Origin of the sequence: Sphingomonas sp. (genome assembly GCF_029239295.1) — a bacterium.
Taxonomy (GTDB): domain Bacteria; phylum Pseudomonadota; class Alphaproteobacteria; order Sphingomonadales; family Sphingomonadaceae; genus Sphingomonas.
The window spans coordinates 55,646-73,738 of the sequence record NZ_JAQZBC010000006.1 but is presented as its reverse complement, the minus strand read 5'-3'; the positions used below and the strand labels follow the sequence as shown (position 1 = coordinate 73,738).

Annotated in this window: 24 protein-coding genes; 5 read left to right on the top strand and 19 right to left on the bottom strand. The window is 65.7% G+C overall.

All coding sequences use genetic code 11. From position 1 onward, the window contains the following. Positions 1-8: 8 nt before the first annotated feature. The 19 genes from K0S66_RS07555 to K0S66_RS07465 all read right to left on the bottom strand — a co-directional run bounded on the left by K0S66_RS07555 (position 9) and on the right by K0S66_RS07465 (position 15,445). A complete protein-coding gene (locus K0S66_RS07555; protein WP_125944219.1) occupies positions 9-212 on the bottom strand; it encodes a hypothetical protein in 204 nt (67 codons plus the stop codon). An 11-nt stretch (positions 213-223) separates the two neighbouring features. Next, on the bottom strand, positions 224-643 hold the full coding sequence (locus K0S66_RS07550) for a hypothetical protein (RefSeq protein WP_301074736.1): 420 nt from the start codon (positions 641-643) through the stop codon (positions 224-226). After that, positions 640-1,218 (bottom strand): HK97 gp10 family phage protein, encoded by a 579-nt coding sequence (locus K0S66_RS07545; protein WP_301074735.1) that lies wholly within the window; start codon positions 1,216-1,218, stop codon positions 640-642. The genes K0S66_RS07550 and K0S66_RS07545 overlap by 4 nt, the downstream gene beginning before the upstream one ends. Further along, positions 1,218-1,586 carry a head-tail adaptor protein gene (locus K0S66_RS07540; protein WP_301074734.1) on the bottom strand — a complete coding sequence of 123 codons (369 nt, stop codon included), beginning with the start codon at positions 1,584-1,586 and terminating at the stop codon, positions 1,218-1,220. Before K0S66_RS07540 ends, K0S66_RS07545 begins: the two co-directional genes overlap by 1 nt. Next, positions 1,583-2,152, bottom strand: coding sequence for a head-tail connector protein (locus tag K0S66_RS07535; protein WP_125944223.1), 570 nt, complete (start codon positions 2,150-2,152; stop codon positions 1,583-1,585). Before K0S66_RS07535 ends, K0S66_RS07540 begins: the two co-directional genes overlap by 4 nt. 2 nt (positions 2,153-2,154) lie before the next feature. Next, positions 2,155-2,631 carry a hypothetical protein gene (locus tag K0S66_RS07530; protein WP_301074733.1) on the bottom strand — a complete coding sequence of 159 codons (477 nt, stop codon included), beginning with the start codon at positions 2,629-2,631 and terminating at the stop codon, positions 2,155-2,157. Between the two features lie 51 nt (positions 2,632-2,682). Continuing rightward, positions 2,683-4,107: a phage major capsid protein gene (locus K0S66_RS07525; RefSeq protein ID WP_301074732.1), complete on the bottom strand. Its 1,425-nt coding sequence runs from the start codon at positions 4,105-4,107 to the stop codon at positions 2,683-2,685. A gap of 108 nt (positions 4,108-4,215) precedes the next feature. Then, a complete protein-coding gene (locus K0S66_RS07520) occupies positions 4,216-5,112 on the bottom strand; it encodes a S49 family peptidase (protein WP_301074731.1) in 897 nt (298 codons plus the stop codon). Continuing rightward, positions 5,109-6,470: a phage portal protein gene (locus tag K0S66_RS07515; RefSeq protein WP_125944226.1), complete on the bottom strand. Its 1,362-nt coding sequence runs from the start codon at positions 6,468-6,470 to the stop codon at positions 5,109-5,111. The genes K0S66_RS07520 and K0S66_RS07515 overlap by 4 nt, the downstream gene beginning before the upstream one ends. Next, positions 6,470-8,194 (bottom strand): terminase large subunit, encoded by a 1,725-nt coding sequence (locus tag K0S66_RS07510; protein WP_125944227.1) that lies wholly within the window; start codon positions 8,192-8,194, stop codon positions 6,470-6,472. The genes K0S66_RS07515 and K0S66_RS07510 overlap by 1 nt, the downstream gene beginning before the upstream one ends. Continuing rightward, positions 8,173-8,604, bottom strand: a complete 432-nt coding sequence (locus K0S66_RS07505) for a hypothetical protein (protein ID WP_301074730.1) — start codon at positions 8,602-8,604, stop codon at positions 8,173-8,175. Before K0S66_RS07505 ends, K0S66_RS07510 begins: the two co-directional genes overlap by 22 nt. A 100-nt stretch (positions 8,605-8,704) precedes the next feature. Then, positions 8,705-9,064 carry an HNH endonuclease signature motif containing protein gene (locus K0S66_RS07500; RefSeq protein ID WP_125944229.1) on the bottom strand — a complete coding sequence of 120 codons (360 nt, stop codon included), beginning with the start codon at positions 9,062-9,064 and terminating at the stop codon, positions 8,705-8,707. Between the two features lie 170 nt (positions 9,065-9,234). Next, on the bottom strand, positions 9,235-9,762 hold the full coding sequence (locus K0S66_RS07495) for a hypothetical protein (protein ID WP_301074729.1): 528 nt from the start codon (positions 9,760-9,762) through the stop codon (positions 9,235-9,237). A 281-nt stretch (positions 9,763-10,043) separates the two neighbouring features. After that, the gene (locus K0S66_RS07490; RefSeq protein WP_301074728.1) at positions 10,044-13,052 is read right to left on the bottom strand and encodes a phage/plasmid primase, P4 family; all 3,009 of its coding nucleotides are present in this window, start codon (positions 13,050-13,052) and stop codon (positions 10,044-10,046) included. A gap of 28 nt (positions 13,053-13,080) precedes the next feature. Beyond that, positions 13,081-13,641: a hypothetical protein gene (locus K0S66_RS07485; protein ID WP_301074727.1), complete on the bottom strand. Its 561-nt coding sequence runs from the start codon at positions 13,639-13,641 to the stop codon at positions 13,081-13,083. Between the two features lie 226 nt (positions 13,642-13,867). Next, positions 13,868-14,041, bottom strand: coding sequence for a hypothetical protein (locus K0S66_RS07480; RefSeq protein WP_301074726.1), 174 nt, complete (start codon positions 14,039-14,041; stop codon positions 13,868-13,870). A gap of 14 nt (positions 14,042-14,055) precedes the next feature. Then, complete coding sequence (locus K0S66_RS07475; RefSeq protein WP_301074725.1) at positions 14,056-14,667, bottom strand: hypothetical protein; 612 nt, start codon at positions 14,665-14,667, stop codon at positions 14,056-14,058. Further along, on the bottom strand, positions 14,664-14,954 hold the full coding sequence (locus K0S66_RS07470) for a hypothetical protein (protein WP_301074724.1): 291 nt from the start codon (positions 14,952-14,954) through the stop codon (positions 14,664-14,666). The genes K0S66_RS07475 and K0S66_RS07470 overlap by 4 nt, the downstream gene beginning before the upstream one ends. Beyond that, a complete protein-coding gene (locus tag K0S66_RS07465; RefSeq protein ID WP_301074723.1) occupies positions 14,951-15,445 on the bottom strand; it encodes a hypothetical protein in 495 nt (164 codons plus the stop codon). Before K0S66_RS07465 ends, K0S66_RS07470 begins: the two co-directional genes overlap by 4 nt. A 17-nt stretch (positions 15,446-15,462) precedes the next feature. On the opposite strand from K0S66_RS07465, the gene K0S66_RS07460 reads away from it, so the two are divergent. The 5 genes from K0S66_RS07460 to K0S66_RS07440 all read left to right on the top strand — a co-directional run bounded on the left by K0S66_RS07460 (position 15,463) and on the right by K0S66_RS07440 (position 18,075). Continuing rightward, positions 15,463-16,380, top strand: a complete 918-nt coding sequence (locus tag K0S66_RS07460; RefSeq protein WP_301074722.1) for an XRE family transcriptional regulator — start codon at positions 15,463-15,465, stop codon at positions 16,378-16,380. Between the two features lie 340 nt (positions 16,381-16,720). Beyond that, the gene (locus tag K0S66_RS07455; RefSeq protein ID WP_301074721.1) at positions 16,721-16,996 is read left to right on the top strand and encodes a hypothetical protein; all 276 of its coding nucleotides are present in this window, start codon (positions 16,721-16,723) and stop codon (positions 16,994-16,996) included. Beyond that, positions 16,996-17,163 (top strand): hypothetical protein, encoded by a 168-nt coding sequence (locus tag K0S66_RS07450; protein ID WP_301074720.1) that lies wholly within the window; start codon positions 16,996-16,998, stop codon positions 17,161-17,163. The genes K0S66_RS07455 and K0S66_RS07450 overlap by 1 nt, the downstream gene beginning before the upstream one ends. Further along, a complete protein-coding gene (locus K0S66_RS07445; RefSeq protein ID WP_301074719.1) occupies positions 17,160-17,393 on the top strand; it encodes a hypothetical protein in 234 nt (77 codons plus the stop codon). Before K0S66_RS07450 ends, K0S66_RS07445 begins: the two co-directional genes overlap by 4 nt. A 214-nt stretch (positions 17,394-17,607) precedes the next feature. After that, positions 17,608-18,075 (top strand): hypothetical protein, encoded by a 468-nt coding sequence (locus K0S66_RS07440; protein WP_301074718.1) that lies wholly within the window; start codon positions 17,608-17,610, stop codon positions 18,073-18,075. Positions 18,076-18,093: the final 18 nt, after the last annotated feature.

Genomic DNA, 18,093 nt, shown 5'->3' with positions numbered 1-18,093 from the left:
CGAGCGGGTTAGTCGCGGGGGCGCGGTGCGCGAGCTGCACCGCCAGCCGGCGCTGCGTCCTCCGACGCTGCCTCGACCAGGCCTGCCGCACGGTAGTTGTCGAACACACCGACCTCGAGCGGGACGGTCTTGCCCTTGGTGAAGCGGCTTTCGGAGCCGGCGTCGTTGAAGTCGCGCAGCACCTTTGCGCTGATGGTTTTGGTAGCTGACATGGCTTTTCTCCTCAGAAAGCGGGTTCGTCGAAACTGACCTTGAAGTCCTGCGCCTGTTCGAAGCTGTCGGCGGGTCCATCGACCTCCGGGCCCTTGCCCGCCGTAAGCACCGAGACGCGCTCGGCGCCGGCAATCCTGCCGGTGCGGTCAGCGCAGGCGAGGCGGATGAGCCGGATCGCAAACTTACGGTCGCGGTGGCTCTCGGCTCGGACCGTCACCGAGATGCGATCGGTACGTCGCACCATGCGGCCACGCTTGAGGGTTTGCCGATCGACGCTGCTGATCATGGTAATAACCAGCGCGGGCAGGGGGGCTGTGCCCAAACGACCAGCCTTGATCCGGTCGGAAGGCACGAAGCGGGTCAGCGGTTCATACCCACGCAGCAGCGCACCGATGATATCGCTGCCGGTAACAACATCGGCGCCGCTCATGCGTCATCCTCTTCAGCTGCGGGGCCTGCCAGAAGGCCGGCGCGAGTGGCGCGGGCGTTGATGTAAGTCTGCGCCGCGGCAAGCGCCTCGCGCTCCAGCGTATCCACGGCCGGCCGCAGGAACGGCACCTTGCGAGCACCGGGGTGGTAAACCGTCGCGCCGACGGGCTTGCCGTTGATGACCAGGCTGGTCTTCAGGCTTTCGTTGCCATCAGCGATCGACTTGTTGATCCGCCGGGCGGTCTTGCCGTTGCGGTATTGCGGGTCGACGCTGATGAAGTGCGGGTCGGTGCCATACTCAAGCCAGCGGCCGACATAGGCGCCGGGGCCGTTCAGCAACACGCGGCCACGCACCACCTCGCCCTTCAGCCTGACACGCACCTTCACGGAATCGGCAATCAGCACCTTCCCACCGCCAGGCCCATCGGCGCTACGGCCGCCTAGCCGCTCCTTCGCACCGTCAGCGATGACAGTTGCTCCACGCCGCGCAGCCCCGCGCAACACGCGCTCGCGGAACAGCTCTGGCAGCTGCTGCATGTAGCGTCGCGTCGCGGCGCCTCCACGTACGCGAGCCATCAGGCGTGGTTGCCAGCGGTCGAGTAATCCTCGACCATAAACTCGCTGCCATCGCGCCTGCCGATGTCCGCTGGACCAGCGACGATCTGCATCACCCGACCGTCGACGCCGTCGGTGATATCGACGAAGCGCATGTCACCGGTGAGGTGCGGACGATAATCCATGCGGACGCGAGCGGGGCGTGTGGCGATCGTGATACCATCAGCAAGCCGCTCGGCGCGGCTTGGCAGTACATCCTTGATGCCTGCCCAGACGTTATCCTCAACCAGTACCCACGTGCCGGAACCGGCGCCGTCGAAGCTCTCGTCCGCGATCGGCCGCTCAATCCTGATCAGGCGATCCAGTTCGCCGCGCGCCAGCCCGCTCACAAGGTGTAAACTCGGAAGGGATTGAGCAGCGCCTCGACGTTCGTCGACATCGGCACCTTGCTCATCGCGACTGCTGCGGTCGTTTCACGGTTCCGATAGAGATCGCCAACCATCAGGAGGATTGCCACTCGGATCGGCGCCGGCAGGGTCTCGTAGCCCGCGCGGTACGTGATGCGCCCTGCATCGGGCCGGAGCGATGCGCCCTCCCATGGCCAGGTGGAACCGGCTGGCGACACCGCGTCGCCATAAAGGTCGAAGTCGGCGGGATCAGCCGAGCGCTCAGCATCGCTGCGGTCGAGGTACCGAACGGTCAGCAGCTCCACCACGGGCGGATAGGGAAGCCGCAGCGACGGGCGGTCGAACAGGAGGCTGAACCGCGCCTCCAGCGTCTGCACGCCCACCGCGCGGCCCAGCCATCCTTCGGGGCCGTCGATTGTTTGCGTCGCCGCAGCCACCATCCCTTCGATCAGCGCGTCTTCCGCGGAATGGCTGACCTTCAGGTGTTGCTTTGCTTCCGCCAGGCTAACCACCGGAGCGGGCGCAGTCGCCACGACGACGCTGAACATGATTAGGAGCGCTGCTTAGCCGGCTTAGCCGCTGCAGGCTCGGCCGGACCATCTTCGCCCTTGAGGTTGTCGGTCAGATCCTTGACCTGCTGCTCCAGCTGATCGCGCTCGGCCCGAAGAGTGTTTAGATCACCGGTCGCGGCGATCAGTTCGTTGCGCGCAGCTTCCAGCTTGGCCGCGATGTTCTTGCCCGCCTCCGCGAGATCATCGTTCGCGGCGGTCAGCTGACCGACACGCTCATTCAAGCCGATGATCGTGTCGTTGGCGCGGGCAAGCTGGTCGCGAAGATCCACAACCACCGCGTCCGCGTGATCGGTGCCGGGAAGAAGCGGCGCGCCATCCGGAATGAAGTCGAGGCAACCGGCCTTGATGAGGCGTTCGGCCTGTGCCGTGTCCGGTTCGGGCAGGAACTCGTCGCCGGCTGCAAACTCTTTGCCAGTGCGCGCGTCGACGCACGGCGAGATCACGAGATATCGCATCGATCACCTATCGATTGGAGGGGCGTCCCGGCTGCTGCCGGGGCGCGTTGGTCAGGCGGGAACGGTCAGGCCGACGAACGGCGACACCTGCCAGCCGTTCTCCTCCCGGATCGGCGCGGTCAGCCAGGGCTTGCCGTCGACGTTCCAGAAGATCTTGATCACCGTCTTGTTCTGCCGGAACAGCACGTGTTCCGACGCCGCCACGAACGGGCCGGAGCCATCCTTGATCAGATACTGCGACCAGTCGACGAGGGTGATGTCGCCCTTGGTGCCGAGTACCGGCGCGCGGTTGTTCCAGCGAACCGGATAGCCCAGCAGCGTGCCGGCGAAGCCATCGCGCGCGTCCGGCTTCCAGATGTAGCGGCCTTCCGGATCCTGAAGCGTGGCGATCTGAACCAGAGCACCCTGCGGCATGGACCACACCGGTGCCGTGCCGCCACGCATCAGCAGGTGCGACACCATGTCGAGTAGATCCAGATAGGTGACCTGACCGGCAGTGCGGCGATTGACCAGGAACATCGCCGGCGAGTTGATGGCGCCGAGCGGCTTGCCTACACCATCGCCGCGGAGGAACGCATAATCCTCAGCCTGCGTCACTGCACCCCGCAGAAGATTTTCGAGGAAGGAACTGGCGGCCTGCCAGTTGCGCAGCATCTTGTCAGTGACGACGATCGTGCCGGCGACTTCCTTCGGCTCCAGCGTGATCGAGCGCAGGTTTACGTCAGTTTCCGGCTTGTCGCCGCCTTCCTCGATCCACTGGACCTGCACACCGCCGAAGATGTTGTTCGGACCGGCACCGGATTGATCGAGTGCGGGGATCGTGAGCGCCGCATCGGGCGGCGAGCCGGCCGGGATGACATTGGCGCGCGGACGCACCAGCGCATCCTGCTCCTGCACCCGCATGATCTCCTGACGGAATTGCGTGGGCACCAGGAACCCGCCGCCCGTCTGGTGATCATCCATGCGCAGCTCGGCGCCGATCTCGGTGCCATCCTCGCCCTGCGAGCCGACGCCTTCGACGAAGTTGAGGCGCTGGTCGTTCGGGTTGAACCGGACAGCTGCCATGAACTCGCCAAGGCTCTCGAACTCGCGGCGACCATGCGGGCCGGGCGGGGGAGTGATGCCCTGCCGACGCGAAACGGCCTGAGTGACCGCGGCACCAGCCGCCTCTGCCGTCTCGATGCCGACAAGGCGGCCGATGCGCGTCGTCAGAGATGCGAGCACCGCCTGGTGCTCGTCATAGGCGGCCGTTTCCTCGGCCGTGAAGTCGCGGTTCTCCGTCTCGGCCGCGTTGATCATGCCGCGCATGGTGGCGACAAGGGTGTTGCGCTGCGCCCGCAGGGCAGCAAGGCCGGTCAAGGGGGCGCTGTGCCCGTCACCGTCGCGCATATAGCGCCCGTGACGACGCTCGTTCGCCGACATGGGGCCGATGGCCGCGACCATGGACGCGGCCGCGAGAAGCATGGTCTTCCGCATTGAGGATCTCCCGGCCCGCAGGCCATGTTGTTGAGGTTGTCGGACACGCGCCCGGAACCGCTCGCTCCGACAGCGAACGGGGGCGATCCCTTTCCGAAGGGCAGGATTTCAGATGAGCGCGAGCGCTCGCTTTTCCCGTTCCGGCGCGAAGCGCCGCGGGGCGGGGCCACCAGCGCCAAAGCGCGCAAGCGTTTCCTTCATGGTGGCAATGCGATCCGCCATCTTCTCACGCACGGCCGCCTTGGCGCCGAGCATGCGGCCCTGGCCGAAGCCATCCCGCACTGCGGAGGTCGCCACATCGCGGCCGGCAGCGACGCGGTCGACGAACATGCCGTAATATTCGTCAATTCGTCCCTGCATGTAGGTACGGGTGTCGTCGGAGAGGGGGCCGAGCAGTCCCTCGCCCTTGAACTTGCCGGCCGCGATGATCTCGCGCGACACACCCGACTTGGCGAGCGCCTCAGTCACGTCGTCATATGCGGTGCGAACACCGATCGCTCCCGCGGCCGAGCTGGGCGACATAACGATCTCACTGGCCGAGCAGCCGATCCAATAGCCGGCGCTGGCAAGGTTTCCGGTCACCTGAACGATCACGGGCTTGCGCTCTTTCGCCGCAGCGACTGCAGCGGAGGCTTCGTCGACGCCCAGCACGTTACCGCCAGGCGTATCAGCATCGACAATGATGGCCTTCACGGCGTCATCATCGGCCATGCGGTCGATCGTCGAGGCGAAGCCTTCCGCGGTCGCCCCGCCGCCCGTCGAGCTGTTCTCGACCACGCTGACGCGCGGCGAGATGATGCCACGAAGCGGCACGACAGCGACGGCGCCGTCTTTGCGGGCCACGGCAGAGGCGGTCGCTGGTGAAATCCGCGCCTCGATCTCCTGTGCCGTGAACTTGTGGCCTTCCGCCTGCATGGCGAGGAAATCGACGATGGCGAGCAGCTTGGTCTCTTCCATCGCCCAGAACTCGGACGCAAAGGCTGCGAGCAGGTAGGGATACTTCATTCGCTGTCCTCTCGTTCGCCCGCCCGAATGCGCGAGATCGGGATCGGCTGGCCGACCTTCGCACGTTCAAGTGTCTGGACGTTGTTCGACACGAAGTTGATGTCGCCGTCCGGCCCGATGCCGTTCATGTCCTCCAGTGCGAGGATCTGGTTCATGGTCATGCCCAGCTCGAACATCGTCTTGTAGAAGGCAGAGCGGGCTTCCATGTCGCCGCGCAGCAGCGCGTTCATGTTGAACTTGACCCGCAGGCCGCGCGCGCGCTCGGCCTCGGTGAACAGCTTCCACGACAGCTCCTGCTCGGTCGCCTGTACCCAAGGCGCGACGGTTTGCATGATGAAGCCGAGCATCAGCTGCTCGATCCCGGATCCCCAGCTGGTCGACTTCTCGTGGCTCTGCAGCAGCACGAGGGGCACGTCGTACATGCGCGCGATCTCGGCGATCTGGAACTCGCGCGTGGCGAGGAACTGGCCATCTTCAGGTGGGATCGTCGTCTGGACGAACTTCATTCCCTCTTCGAGCACCTTCACACGGTGCGCGTTTTCCAGCCCGCCCTGCTTCTCGACCACCGACGCAGGATTTTCCGCCGCGGCTTTCTGCTCCCCGTTCGGCCCGTTCACGTTGCCGCGAGCACGCGGGCTGAGCTTGCCAGGGTGCATCAGGAAGCCGCCCGACTTCATGTCGTTGGCGAAGAACTTGCCGCCAAACGTCTCAAGCGCCTTGACCATGCCCATCGCTTCGCGTGCCAACGCCACCTGCGACAGCCCGACATAGCCATCGTGGCTGAGGTCCATGATGTGCGCGACGTTCTGCTGGTCGAGCTGGTACGTCGTGCCATCGATGTTGGTGCGGAACACCAGGTGGTCGCCCACGCGGTGCGGCCGCGTCCTGTCCGGCAGGAGCGGCCAGAGCCCTACCGCTTCGCCGCGGCCGTTTCGCTCGATCTCCTGATAACCGTTGCCCCAAAGGAGCGCGTGCCCCTGCGTCGTCTTGCGCAACGTGCGCGACGACATGAAATCGTTAGGTCGCAGCCCGAGGCGCTGCGACATGGGATGCTCGTTGACGCGCGTGAACCCGCCTCGGCCGTCCGGCTCGACGATCGACACCGGAAAGTTGGCGATCGGGTTGGCGATCCGGTTCACGCAAGCGAACACAACGGGCGAATAGAGGGCGTTGCCTTCCGACACGAAGGTGCCAGCCTTGGTGGGCCCACCGCCAAGCACCTTCAGGAACCAGCCGTCATTGGCACCGACGCTGCTGGACTGTCCGTAATGCGGGCCGGCGCCGATCTCCGGCGACGCGACCAGCGACTGCTTTGGCGGCGAGGTGAACGCCCTGAGGGCGTTGGCCAGACGTCCCATCAGAGATAATCCACTTCGATTTCGAGGATGCCGCGGTCCTCGTAAACCGAGGGACCGCCCGATGCTTCGGGGCTACGGCTCATAAGCATGAACGCGTTGAACAACGCGATCAGCGGGTCGATCTTGGCCTTGCCGGCTGCTTGCTTCGTAATCAGCACCGCGTTGCCGCGCTGCTCGGCCTTCGCGTTGCTGACGCACCAGTCCATCAAGGCCTGCGGGGCGTGAACGAACGTGCCGTCTTTCAGCTTGCGCTCCAGCCCCCACGTGGCCGGGGAGAGGCGGAAGCCCTGCGTGACGAAGGTGATCTGTTCCTCAGCGAAGCCGCGGGTCAGCAGCTCGTCCATGATTGCCGACACGCCCGCGGGGTCGAAGCCAACCGCGTGCGTTTCGGGGAACAGCCCCGCTTCCAGAACCCGTTCGAGCACATCGGCGACACCGATCATATCCTCGGTCGCGTCGCCGCATTTGATCAGATCGCCTGCTTCCACGAAGTCGTTCAGGCGTGGCGCGATCTCCAGCCTGGTGCGGAACACGTCATCTTGCGCCCACGCTCGACACCAGCCGAGCCAGCGGCGCGTGCCGGTCTCCCGTCCGATGAGAGCCAAGCCCGCAAGATCGTCCAGTCCACCGCCGTCGAAACCGCCCGTGATCACTTCGGACCGCTCGATCAGCTCGTCGAGGCCGAGCAGCGTGAAGTCGGTCGCTTTCGCCCAATAGTCGACGCCGCGCCAGCGGTCGGTGTGCAGCGCGAGCCCGATCTGGATGTTGAGGTGCTGCGACGCCCAGCGCCGCTCTTCCTCCTCACCCTTGTCACGCGCGGTGCGATACTCGGCGACCAGTCGGTCGATCGTGATGGATCGGCCAAGGTTCGGCAGCACCATGTGCCACAGTTTCGGATCGCGCCACGGCTTGTCGTCTGCCGTCTGCATCCCTTCCGGGAACTCGTAGAGCATCGGCAGCATGCGCGGCTCTTCGATCCGGCCGTCGCGAACGGCGCGGGCGTAATCCAGTTCAGACTTGAACACACCGGCCGGCGCTTCGTCCGACTGCGTGGTGATGATGATCAGGAACGATTCCGGATTGGCGATCATGCCGCCGGTCAGCTGCCCGATCACTCGGGCGGCATAGGAGATGTTCCCCATCAGGTGCAGCTCGTCGATCAGAACACCGACCGGCTTGGATCCGGTCGCGACCTTCATGTCGAACGTCTTCACCTTCAGCCGCGCCTTGTTGACGCGGTCGGTGATCGTCTTCGTGTGCTCGGCCACGTGGAACCGGCGCTTCAGGAACGCGTCGGCCTCGATCATGCCCACCGCCTGCTGGAAGGCGGTGTCGGCAATCTCCTGCGTGGGGCCGATCAGCTGATACTCGGCCCGAGGCCGTTTGTTGATCAGCATGGCGGTCATCATGATGGCCGCGCCATTCGTCGTCTTGGCGTTCTTCTTCGGCACCATGGCGAAGATGCCCGGCACCTGGCGGATGCCCGCAGCGGAGAGCGAGCCGAATAGCGCTCGCACGATGTCGCGGCCCCACTCGCCGCCAGCATCCTCAAGCCGGGGCTGCCCAGGCACGTCCGGCAGGCGCAGCTCGTTGAAGATCCCGACCGCGCGCTCGGCCTCATCCTCGTCGAGCGGCAGATCCGGAAGGAGCGAACGCCCCTCCCGCAGCCGCTCAACCCAATCAGGGCAGGCGAACTGCCAGCCTAGTTGAGCAGTGAGCCCCAACGGCCCTCACCCGAATTGTCGTGCGCGTCGATCTCGGCCTGCGCCTTCTTGCCGAGCGGCTTAGCCTTGGCAGGCTTCGTTGCCGTAGGCGGCTGGATGCCCCGCGCCAGGTCGTGGCGATCGAGCCGTTTGAACACCTTGTCGATCGCCGAGACGTTACCGGCGTCGACCTCCTTCATGAGCGCGCCGAGCAGCTTGCCCTCGACCCGCTGGCGGGCTTCCAGCTTGGCGGCCAGCTCACGAAAATAATGCTTCTTCAGCGTCGGCACGCTGATGCTCAATGCGGCCGCGATCTGGGCTTCGTTCTTATCGAACGCCATTAAAGCTATGATTTTGCGCCGGTTTTCGTCGGTCGGCAGGTGCGGCGGGCGCCCACGCTTCCCCAGACCCGCCGGGATGGGATCGCCCAACAGGTCAAAATCCCACTCAGCCACAAAAAAATCTCCACGTGAGACGGTATGCGGTCTAGGGGGCCGCGCCCCTGTCGACTTTGACCCACCCCCCCCCGGGTCAGCGGTGCCCGCGGTTCTCCGCGCGCTGCTTCCTGCTGTCGTGGCAGGGCTTGCAGAGGCACTGCAGGTTGTCCGGATCCCAGAACATCGCTTCGTCACCGCGATGCGGCCGGCGATGGTCAGCGACCAGCTTCGACGTGTCCGCCTCGATCCTGCCGCAGCCCGGCCACTGGCAGGTGAACAGGTCGCGCACCAACACCGACATGCGCAGCCGTTGCCAGCGCGCCGTCTTGTACCACTTGCGCCATTCGCGCTGGTCGCGGTCGCGATCCCGATCCTGCCGTGTCACCGGCAGCGCGCTCCCGAACCGAGGCGGCAGCGATCGGAAGCGCGGCGCCAAGGCACGGAACTTCGTCATGCATCATCACCAAAACGCCGACGGGCGCCGCACCAATGGTGAGACGCCCGTCGCGAGGTTCGGAAAGGGAGAGCTGCCCGGCCGCAGCACGAAGCGTTGCCCGAGCATGACGTGAAATATGGCCAGAGAGGCCTAGAGCCCGAATTGTTTATTTGCATGCCACCCGCTCTCTAGGGCTTGACGGCCTCTAGGTGCGCATTTCTGCGGGTTTCAGCCTTGTCGATATACACGCAGATGGCCGTCAGGGCGCGCCCGTAGCGCTTGGCGAGGGTGTCTGGATGCCCACCCCAGCCGATTGCCTTGGCCGCTGACACCCACGCGGGCCGCGCGTTGTCGCGGCTCAGCTGGCCCAGCACGACGCCGAGCAGCTTGCGATCGCGCGGCTCGACCACCGCATCGATCCAACCGAGCGCCTCCCACATGCGGTCAACCTCATGTGAGCGCAGGCCGGGAAGGGTGGGGCGCTGGTCGCGATCATAGTCATCGCTGTCGACCTTGTACTGCGCCCACAGCTCCTGCCGGCTCAGCTGGCCCCGCTGGTAGATCCCGCTCGCGCCCGGCTCGCGGATCCAGCCCGCCTCACGGTCCGGCATCCGGCGCAGGAAGCCCCAGGCTTCGACCAGCCGCTCCTGCACCGCCTCATACTCGGTGAGCCCCGCAGCGACCGCCAGAGCCAACCAACGGGGGCGAACAGGCATCCTTCCGGCGCTGGAACCTTCCATTGCCATCCTTCCACAGCGATGACCTTCATAACTCATTGGAGAAACGCCCTTTATTCTCAACTATGGAAGGATCGGAAGGATCGGAAGGATATGTATATGTGATCTATCGTGCGCCTGCGCATGCGCGCACACAGATACGAAGAAACATCACGACAACCCTTCCGAACCTTCCGAACCCGCGGAAATCCTCGCCTTTTCCCTTCCGGTATCCTTCCGGCACCCTTCCAAACCGGAAGGATCAGTCATGCAGGCCAGCGTCAGGGCGGCAGTTCGTCCTCGCCGAAGGGCGGCGCATTGTCCGGAGGATCCGCGAACTCGCCGTCGAGCGTGCGCGGCTTGCCGTTCTCGTCGACGAAATCGCCGACCTCACGCACCAGGCGGATGCCGAGCCACTGCATCCCGTCGGACGCCTTTTTCTGATATCCCTTCTCGACCATCGCGTTCGAGAAGCCCTTGTTCGACCAGTCGCGTTCGCCGGCCGCCTTGCTCCACGCGACGAACACCTCGTGCAGCTTCGACGATTGGACGCGCGAATCCGGATCGCTGACGACGCACAGCCGCAGGAAGCGGGCGAGCGGGTCGCTGGCGTCACGGTAGGCGCTGGTGGCTTCGGTGACGCTCTTCGGCTCCACTAGCCCGTGCGACATATAGTCGAGCAGGCCGGCAACCAGCCGGTTGAGCACGCCCGACGCCTCCTGCGTCTTGATCTTGGAGGCGAGGTTCGGATCTTTCTCCGGCCAGTTCGCGACGCCAGGCTCGGGCTTCTCGATGTTCCGCAGCCAGGGGATCAGCTTCATGCGTCCCCAGATCCCGTCGTCGGTATCGGGGATGTCGAACTTGGTGTTGCCTTGGATGATCAACTTGAAGATCGGATCGAGGTCGAAGAACCCGCGGTGCAGCATGCGAACCGGGATCGGCTCGCCGCCCGTCACCAGCTTGATCAGGCCGCTATCCAGCTTCTCGTTACGGCCCGGCTCCGACGATCGCAGCATGCGGACGCCGGCAAGCTTCGCGAGATCCGGCGACGCCTGGTCGCCACGTTTCTTGATGCCTTGATCAAGGAACGAGCCGATCGGAATCGTGCCGCTGTAGTCGCCGGCGACGTGCGCCCAGCTCTCCATCGTCACGCCCTTGCCGTTGCGGCCGCGGCCGTACCAGAACCACAGCTTCTGCTCGCCAGCGTCGCCGGTCAGCGCATAGCCGCCCACCTGGTGCAGATACCGGCGCATCGTTGCGTCCGGCTGCGCCCACTCGATCATGGAGTCATACCGCGGCGCCGTGGCGGCAGGATCATATTCGACCGGCGATAGCTTGGTCTGCATGTCGCTCCGATCGTGGGGCGACAATTCGACCACGCCGCGCCGGCTGCCGTCGGGCAGATCCTCGGTGCGGAAGCGCAGCGTGCCGTTCAGGACATTGACCGCATATTTGTCGTGATCGAACGCCTCGATCGGCACCGTGAGCCAGCGCCGCGCCAGCATCGCGACAGCAACGGGCTTGCCGGTCGTTTCCGACTGGCGGCCGAACACCGCGATCTTGGTCGACAGCAGCTCGAAACTCTTGCCCTTCGGGATCCACCGATCGAGCCCGTGCGGGTTGCCTTCGTCCTCCAGATCAAGCCGGGCATCCTTGCCCTCGCCCACGAGCGTCCACTTGACCCCAGTGTCCGCGACGAAGCGGGCTTCATCCTGAATGGCACGAACCGTCTCGAACACCGCAGCGACCACTTCGGCAGGCGGCGTCTTTTCGTCCTGGTCCAACACCTTCCAGCGCCGGCCGTCCCAGCCGAGCCAGCCTTTAGCCGTCGTGAACCGGAAATCCTCGCCGAACCGATCGCGAAACCGTTCGGCAATCCCGAAGTCGGTCAGCGGGTGGGCGAGGCAGCGCATGGTGACGAGCAGCGGGCCCAGATCGAACCCACGCGCGAACCCGTCATCGATCGCGCTCACGATATCGTCGCGGCTCACATCGGCAACGTCGGCCCACACCGCCGCCAGCTGGTCCAGCGCGGCCGGCTCGTCGAGCAGCCCGGCCGCGAGGCGCCGGCCGACACCATAGGCAAGCCGCAGGATCGCGTCCCGTTCGGCCTCGACATGCTCCACCCGCCGGGCGAGCCAGCCGGCCGCAACCTTGCGAAGGCGCTCCCGCTCCCCCTCCGACAGCACTTGCAAGCCATCCATCCTTCCAGACCGGAAGGATGCGGATTTTTCCTCGCGCGCGGCAGCGGCGCGGGCGGGCGGGCGCGAGCGGTCAGTGCGCTCCCTGCGGGAGCGCGATGCAGCCGCGATCTCTCCGAGATCGCGAGGGCTGTTGAGCCCGGCTGTCCATCCGCTGTCGATCGTCGCGGCGAGCTGCCCCGCATCATCGCGGCCGGGATTGTCACGCGCAGCGGCCTCCACGCTCGCCCGCGCAACGCCGGCATCGAGCGCGCCGGCCGCGACGAGAGTTGCCACCTTGAACGCGGCTTCATTGAGCGTGGCGTTGCGCTGGCCGGATCCAGCTTCGCGGATCGATCGGCATTCGCCGTCGAGCGCCGACAGCGCATATCTCCGCACGTCTGCGTCGACGTCGACGGCCGCGCGCCCGTTCGAGTGCGGCCGCGGCTGTGCGGCCGGCCGAGGGGACGCGCTGTTCGCCGGCCGTTGCTTCGGCGCGCGAAGGATCTCGATCAGGGCAGGCGGCGCCTCGGCAAAGGCATCATCGTCGCGCCAGTCGCCGCGATCGAGCCAGCGATAGCGGGCGCCGGTGTCGACCATCACTGACGGGGGCGCGATCACGTAACCGCCCTGGCCGCGCACGTCGACGTGACGGGGCAGGTTGCCACGGTTGCGGATCGGCTCGCCGTCTTTCGGTTGCTTCAGCCACACATGGACGCCGTCGGATTGCGTCAGCGCCGTCACCGATCGCGGCAGCGCGCAGCCCATCTGCTCTTCAAGATCCGCCTTCAGGCGATCGAGCGTGTAGGCTTCGCCCGTATCGGGATCGATCTCCGGATCGAAGTCCAGCACAAAGAAGCCGTTCTCGCCGAGCGGCAGGCCGATCAGCGCGTCCGGATGCTCCCGCCACCAGGCGAGGATCGTCGGCTCATGCGTCGTGGCATCCTTCAGCCCCTTGCCGGTGTACGGCGCCTTGGCTTGGAAGGTGCGCTCTTCGCCCCGCACGAACGCCGTCGTTTCCCGCTCCCGACACGGAAACACGGTCCAGCCCCGGCGCGCATATTGGATTGCCGCCTGCCCCATCGGCGACGGCAGCTTGGATACTGACACGATGAAACCTTCCCCCGCTGCCGGCCGATCAGGCCGACAGAGCCGCGCTCACCTGCGCCAACTTCGCCTTCGCCGCTTCCAGCTCAGCCCCGAGCGCCGCGTTCTCCCGCTTCAGCGCGTCCAGCTCGCCCGACTGGTCGATCCGCTCGCCGAGGTGGGCGAGCAGCACATCGGCACCGATGGCAAACAGATCGAGGGTGACAACCTCGCGCGCCGCTGGTTCGGCGGGTTCGCCACGCTCGATCAGCTGTGCGGCCGCGAGGCCGAGCGAGATGTCGTTGTCGCGCGCATGCCGCTCCAGCAGCCCGATCGCGGCCGTTGCCGTGCCCGGCAGCATCACAGACTTTCCATTGGCCATTGTCGGTTCCTCTTGCGTGAGGGGCCGGGCAACCGGGGGCTCCCATCCCGGAGGCGGCGTGCGCCCGTCGCGGCAGAAGCCGCATTGTCCGTTGACGATGCGCGGCATGTATTCGCCGCAATCCTCGCACTCGCCCGGCTGACCCGCCGCGATCGGCACCCGCGCGCGGGCGATGCCCAAGGCGACGTGCTCGTCGGTGATCTCGGCCGCGTAATCGGCGATATCGCTCATTCGACAGCTCCCCGGCCGGCAGAGGTGAGGGGGTGCTCGCGCAGCCAGGTCATTGCGTCCGACACTGCGCGCGCTGACAGGTGCGCCGCCTTAGCGTCCCGCGCGGCGCGCATGCGTTGGCGGATATCGCGCGGGATCCGGTCGAAGCAGGTGCGGCAGAAATCCATCGCGCTGGTCGGGCGCTGACGCCCGCAGCCCGATCGGCAGGGGTGAGCGGCCGAGCGCATCATGATGCCGCACCTGCCTCAAGCGCCGTGAATGCGCGCTCCAGCCGCGTCCGCGCCTTTGCCGCCCGCGACCAAGCAGCATCCCGAACCATCGGACGCTCGTCGGGATCGCGCGCGATCTCGATGTTCGCGCGGTAGCTCGCGAAGGCGCTGCGCAGGTTGCGAGCGGTCAAGGCGGGCGCTTGCTTCAAGCGCCCCGGCGGGTTTGCTTGCCAGTGCCGACAATCGTCGCGATGCGCGGCTTGCCCGGCCCCTGATCTTCGATCCGCAGCTGCCCCGATTGCACCAGGCAGCGAATCCGATAGCTGGCGGCTGCGGCATCCTTCAGCCCGCAGGTGGTCGCCAGCGAGGCGTTCGTCGGGCAGGGGAGGCGAAGGTTCGCCGCACGCCGGATCGCGCGCAGCACCAGCTCCGTCGGATCGTCCTCATTGACCTCGACTGGGGGAGCCGGGGTCGGCTGCGCGATCGGCGCCGCAACGCGAACCGCATAATAGCAGAACGCGCGCTTGTTCTCCGGGTCGCGGCCGCTTGTCAGCGTGATCACCTCGTCCTCGGCCAGCTCGCGCGCATGCGACCAGGCCGGGGCGTGCCGCGGGATCTGCTCACCGCGCGCGTACAGCATGCGCTCGCCCGGCGCGGCACCCGCGACCCAGCGATCGAACGCGGGCACGTCGACGGCCCAGCTTTCCGGGGAGGAGGAAGAGCGGGGGGCTTTCCCTCCTCCTCCCCGGCACGCGCCACCCGGCGGGGGGGAGGCAGGCTGCGCGTGATCCGTGATGATGTTGGCCGGCCGCATCATGCAGCCTTCCGATAGGTGCGGGGGGCAGGGCGATCGAACCAGCCGCCCTCAGGGGGCGACCGCCAATCCGACGTGACTACTGCATGCTGGGTGAAGAGCGAGATCGCATAAGAGACCTCCGCGCCCGGCTCGATGCCTCCCGAGATCCAGCGCTCGACCGTGGTGGGCTCGACAGGCAGGGTGTCGGCCAGTCGTTTCATGGCATCGCGTGGCTGTTCACAGAGCCACCAAGCCAACCGGCGCGCGCCTTCATTCGGCACCCGAACGGGCAGACGCAGTCGGTTCATCGTGTCTCTCCAGCTTCGATGGCTTCAAGTTCGGCGATCATCGCGAGCAGCACGTCGAGCAGCTCGTGCGCTTCGCTCAGGGCAGCGCGCGCATCAGCCGCGGAGAACTTTCCGTCTGCCAGTCCGCCGACGATCGCGGTGGTCACGTCGCTCGCCTCCCGCGCCTTGCGGGCGAGCAGAGCCAACAGATCCTGCTGGGTCGCCATCATCTGCGGGATGCGGACCAGGCGCAGCCCCAGCTGCCGCAGGACAGGATTGGCGAACCGGCCGTCCCATTCCTTGCAGCCGAACAGGAACGACACGGCCCCCATGTCGCCGGCTCCGGCGCGATAGGTCGCGACGCTGTCAGAATGTTTGCCAAGCACGCGGCCCAGATCCGCATCGATCAGGCCATCTTCGCCTTTGATATCGCGCAGGCTGTCGCCGATCGTTTCGAGCAGAAAACTACCCGAAATAGTCCGATCAGACCGGTGGATTTTCCGGCCGCTCATGCTGCATCAACCCGTTGATGCTGCTGCTCGCCCACCTCGGAACGCCGCGCCAAGGGCGGGAGATCGATGCCATGCTGAACGGCTACTTCGGCAACCCGATGGGCCAGCCCCTCCATGACAGCGATCCGGCGGAGGTGGTTCAGCCGCGAACCAGTGAGCCGGCGTCGCATGTTATGCACGGTCGACATTGGGGCGTCGCACAGCTCCGCGACCTGCGCGGTGCCCCCCAAAGCGTTGATCAGATCAGAAGCGAACGTGTCCATGCCGATGAAAATGCCAAAATGGCATGTTCAAAGCAAGGGGTAAAATGCCATAACGGCAGTTGCCATTATGGCAGTGTTGGCTGCCTAACCATGGGCATGGAAAATGAGACTATTCGGCGCTTGATGAAGGAGCGCGGGTACAACCAGGCGGACCTTGCCGAGTTGCTCGGGATAGATCCAACCGCCGTGTCCAAGCGGCTCACGGGCAAGCGGCCGTTCAAACATAACGAGATCATCAAAATTGAGTCGTGGCTCGGCGCTGCGCCGACGCCCAGCGCGCTCGCCGCGTCGGCGGTCCGCACGGTCCCGATCATCGGTCGCGTTGCCGCTGGCGCATACAAGGAAGCCATTCAGCAGCCGCTAGGGCATCTTCCTGTACCGGCCGATGCGCCCAAGAATGCCATTGCGTTGCGCGTAGATGGCGACTCCATGGATTTGGAGATCGACGATGGGGGTACAGTAGTGGTCGACCTGGACGATCGCGCTCTCTTCCCAGGCAAGCTCTATGTTATCATCAACGAAGACGGCGAAACCACCTTCAAGCAATTCGAGGCAGATCCGGCGCGGTTAGAACCGCGTTCGACCAACCCTGCGCACAAGCCGATTGTGATGGGGGACGGGCAAGCGTTCACGGTGTTCGGCCGAGTGACGGCGCTTTACCGACTGCGCTAACTCTTCCTCTTCCTCGAGCGTCATCCATTCGCTGCGGCTCTCCAGGCCACCGGGCACGGTGATGAAGAACGTGCCTTCCTCATCGTACGAGCCGAGATCCTGAGCGATCAGATCGCGGCACGCCGCCTGCGCACCGAACCTCCAAGGCCCGCACGGCTTACCGAAACAAAGCGCTCGATACCACTTCACGACAACCGGCAACGACTCGACTCCCCTTTCGCCTTCTGGAACAGACAAAGAACATACGTGCAAGCCGATCCTGTGAAAATGCCATAACGGAAATTTCTAGGTTGATCGCAAATGCCATTTTGGCATTAATGGCTCCCGAAAGGAGCCGCACATGCTGCTTGCCACTTCACACACTGCCGAGCTGGAGCGTCTCGCTGCACCCAAGTGGGTGTCGGCGATCTGGAATGACCGCGCACCCACCGCGGAGTTGCCGCACCTGAGAGTGACGGCGCCTGAACCGCCGCGGTTCGTGAGTTTCTACGTCGAAGACGAACAGCCGAGCATCGATGAGCTTTGGACCGGCCGGTTCAGCCTCGCCGTAGTCCTGATCATGGCGCTCTACGTTGCCGGCCACTTCCTCGTCGCCCTCGCGATGGGGAGGCTCTGATGGCAGGTCTCAGCATCGAACAGCGCGCGGCCGCGATCGCGGACCGCTTGGTGCCAAACAAGCATGCGCGGGCCGAAAGCCCGACGCTTGCCGGTATGATCGCCCGCCAATGGCAGGCGGCATTCGAAGGCGCCCGCGCCGCATTCCGCGAAGCAGGTGCCGCATGAGCATCCTGCGTCATTTGATCCCGCGAGTAGAAGCGGGCGGCTGGACCGGCGCGGCGCTCACGCGTCGTCCAGGTGGTGGTGCCGAGATCCCGGCGGGACCCGAGCGCGCTTGGCGGATCGCCACAGGCCGTCCGACCACAACCCCTGTCCGTGAGGGCGTCAACGGCGCGATCATCTGCATCCAGTGGCTCGGCCTGATGGTCGAGCTCGGCGTCGGGAGGGTTCGATGAGCAGCTCTGCGCTGTGCGTGGTGCTCTGGTCGCATGGCCCTGCGCCGACGATGATCCTGACTCTAAAGTTTGCGCCGCCCAGGTTGCGTACCCGAAGGGCGCCAGTAAGCCTTCGTGTGCCCACACTTTCGCTCGGCTTGGGTGAAATCCCCTCCGCGCTACGGATGGTGCTGGCTGACGGGGATGGGTCCGCTGCGCCATCGGATGGCAGCGCATGATGCGACCGCCACTTACCGGCTACGAGCATCGCGAGCTGCTCGCCTCGGCCGCGGTCCGCCTGCTCACCGATCGCGAGCGCAGCTATCCGCCGCTGGTCGAGCGCGGAAGGCTGGAGGCCAGCGCGGCCGAGGCCGGCCTGCGGTGCGGCCGCGCGCTGGTGGCGCAATGGAGGTGGATCATTGATCGCGCGAACCCGCTGCTTCCGGCGATGGATGACGCGACAGGCGGGCACTTTGGCGCGCCTGCAAGCGAGATCGCAGCGGATCTGGCACGCGCGACCGCCCGCGCGCGGGATCTCGCCGCCCGGCGCGACGACGACAGGCAGCTTATGCTCCTGGCGGATTGCTATGCGGCGCTCACCTGGCTGCAGCAGGGCAACTGGATCGTCGAAATGATCAGCGGTGCCCGCATCATCACTGCGCAGCTGCGCGCATCAGCAGGGAAGGGGAGGCAGCCGGCGTGAAGCACGATCCTGCTCTGA

Excerpts from the sequence above, each read along its gene's own strand:
- K0S66_RS07555 (WP_125944219.1), bottom strand. The coding sequence starts at position 212 with ATGTCAGCTACCAAAACCATCAGCGCAAAGGTGCTGCGCGACTTCAAC.
- K0S66_RS07550 (WP_301074736.1), bottom strand. The coding sequence starts at position 643 with ATGAGCGGCGCCGATGTTGTTACCGGCAGCGATATCATCGGTGCGCTG.
- K0S66_RS07545 (WP_301074735.1), bottom strand. The coding sequence starts at position 1,218 with ATGGCTCGCGTACGTGGAGGCGCCGCGACGCGACGCTACATGCAGCAG.
- K0S66_RS07535 (WP_125944223.1), bottom strand. The coding sequence starts at position 2,152 with ATGTTCAGCGTCGTCGTGGCGACTGCGCCCGCTCCGGTGGTTAGCCTG.
- K0S66_RS07530 (WP_301074733.1), bottom strand. The coding sequence starts at position 2,631 with ATGCGATATCTCGTGATCTCGCCGTGCGTCGACGCGCGCACTGGCAAA.
- K0S66_RS07525 (WP_301074732.1), bottom strand. The coding sequence starts at position 4,107 with ATGCGGAAGACCATGCTTCTCGCGGCCGCGTCCATGGTCGCGGCCATC.
- K0S66_RS07520 (WP_301074731.1), bottom strand. The coding sequence starts at position 5,112 with ATGAAGTATCCCTACCTGCTCGCAGCCTTTGCGTCCGAGTTCTGGGCG.
- K0S66_RS07515 (WP_125944226.1), bottom strand. The coding sequence starts at position 6,470 with ATGGGACGTCTGGCCAACGCCCTCAGGGCGTTCACCTCGCCGCCAAAG.
- K0S66_RS07500 (WP_125944229.1), bottom strand. The coding sequence starts at position 9,064 with ATGACGAAGTTCCGTGCCTTGGCGCCGCGCTTCCGATCGCTGCCGCCT.
- K0S66_RS07495 (WP_301074729.1), bottom strand. The coding sequence starts at position 9,762 with ATGCCTGTTCGCCCCCGTTGGTTGGCTCTGGCGGTCGCTGCGGGGCTC.
- K0S66_RS07485 (WP_301074727.1), bottom strand. The coding sequence starts at position 13,641 with ATGAGCGATATCGCCGATTACGCGGCCGAGATCACCGACGAGCACGTC.
- K0S66_RS07475 (WP_301074725.1), bottom strand. The coding sequence starts at position 14,667 with ATGATGCGGCCGGCCAACATCATCACGGATCACGCGCAGCCTGCCTCC.
- K0S66_RS07470 (WP_301074724.1), bottom strand. The coding sequence starts at position 14,954 with ATGAACCGACTGCGTCTGCCCGTTCGGGTGCCGAATGAAGGCGCGCGC.
- K0S66_RS07465 (WP_301074723.1), bottom strand. The coding sequence starts at position 15,445 with ATGAGCGGCCGGAAAATCCACCGGTCTGATCGGACTATTTCGGGTAGT.
- K0S66_RS07460 (WP_301074722.1), top strand. The coding sequence starts at position 15,463 with ATGCTGCTGCTCGCCCACCTCGGAACGCCGCGCCAAGGGCGGGAGATC.
- K0S66_RS07455 (WP_301074721.1), top strand. The coding sequence starts at position 16,721 with ATGCTGCTTGCCACTTCACACACTGCCGAGCTGGAGCGTCTCGCTGCA.
- K0S66_RS07450 (WP_301074720.1), top strand. The coding sequence starts at position 16,996 with ATGGCAGGTCTCAGCATCGAACAGCGCGCGGCCGCGATCGCGGACCGC.
- K0S66_RS07445 (WP_301074719.1), top strand. The coding sequence starts at position 17,160 with ATGAGCATCCTGCGTCATTTGATCCCGCGAGTAGAAGCGGGCGGCTGG.
- K0S66_RS07440 (WP_301074718.1), top strand. The coding sequence starts at position 17,608 with ATGATGCGACCGCCACTTACCGGCTACGAGCATCGCGAGCTGCTCGCC.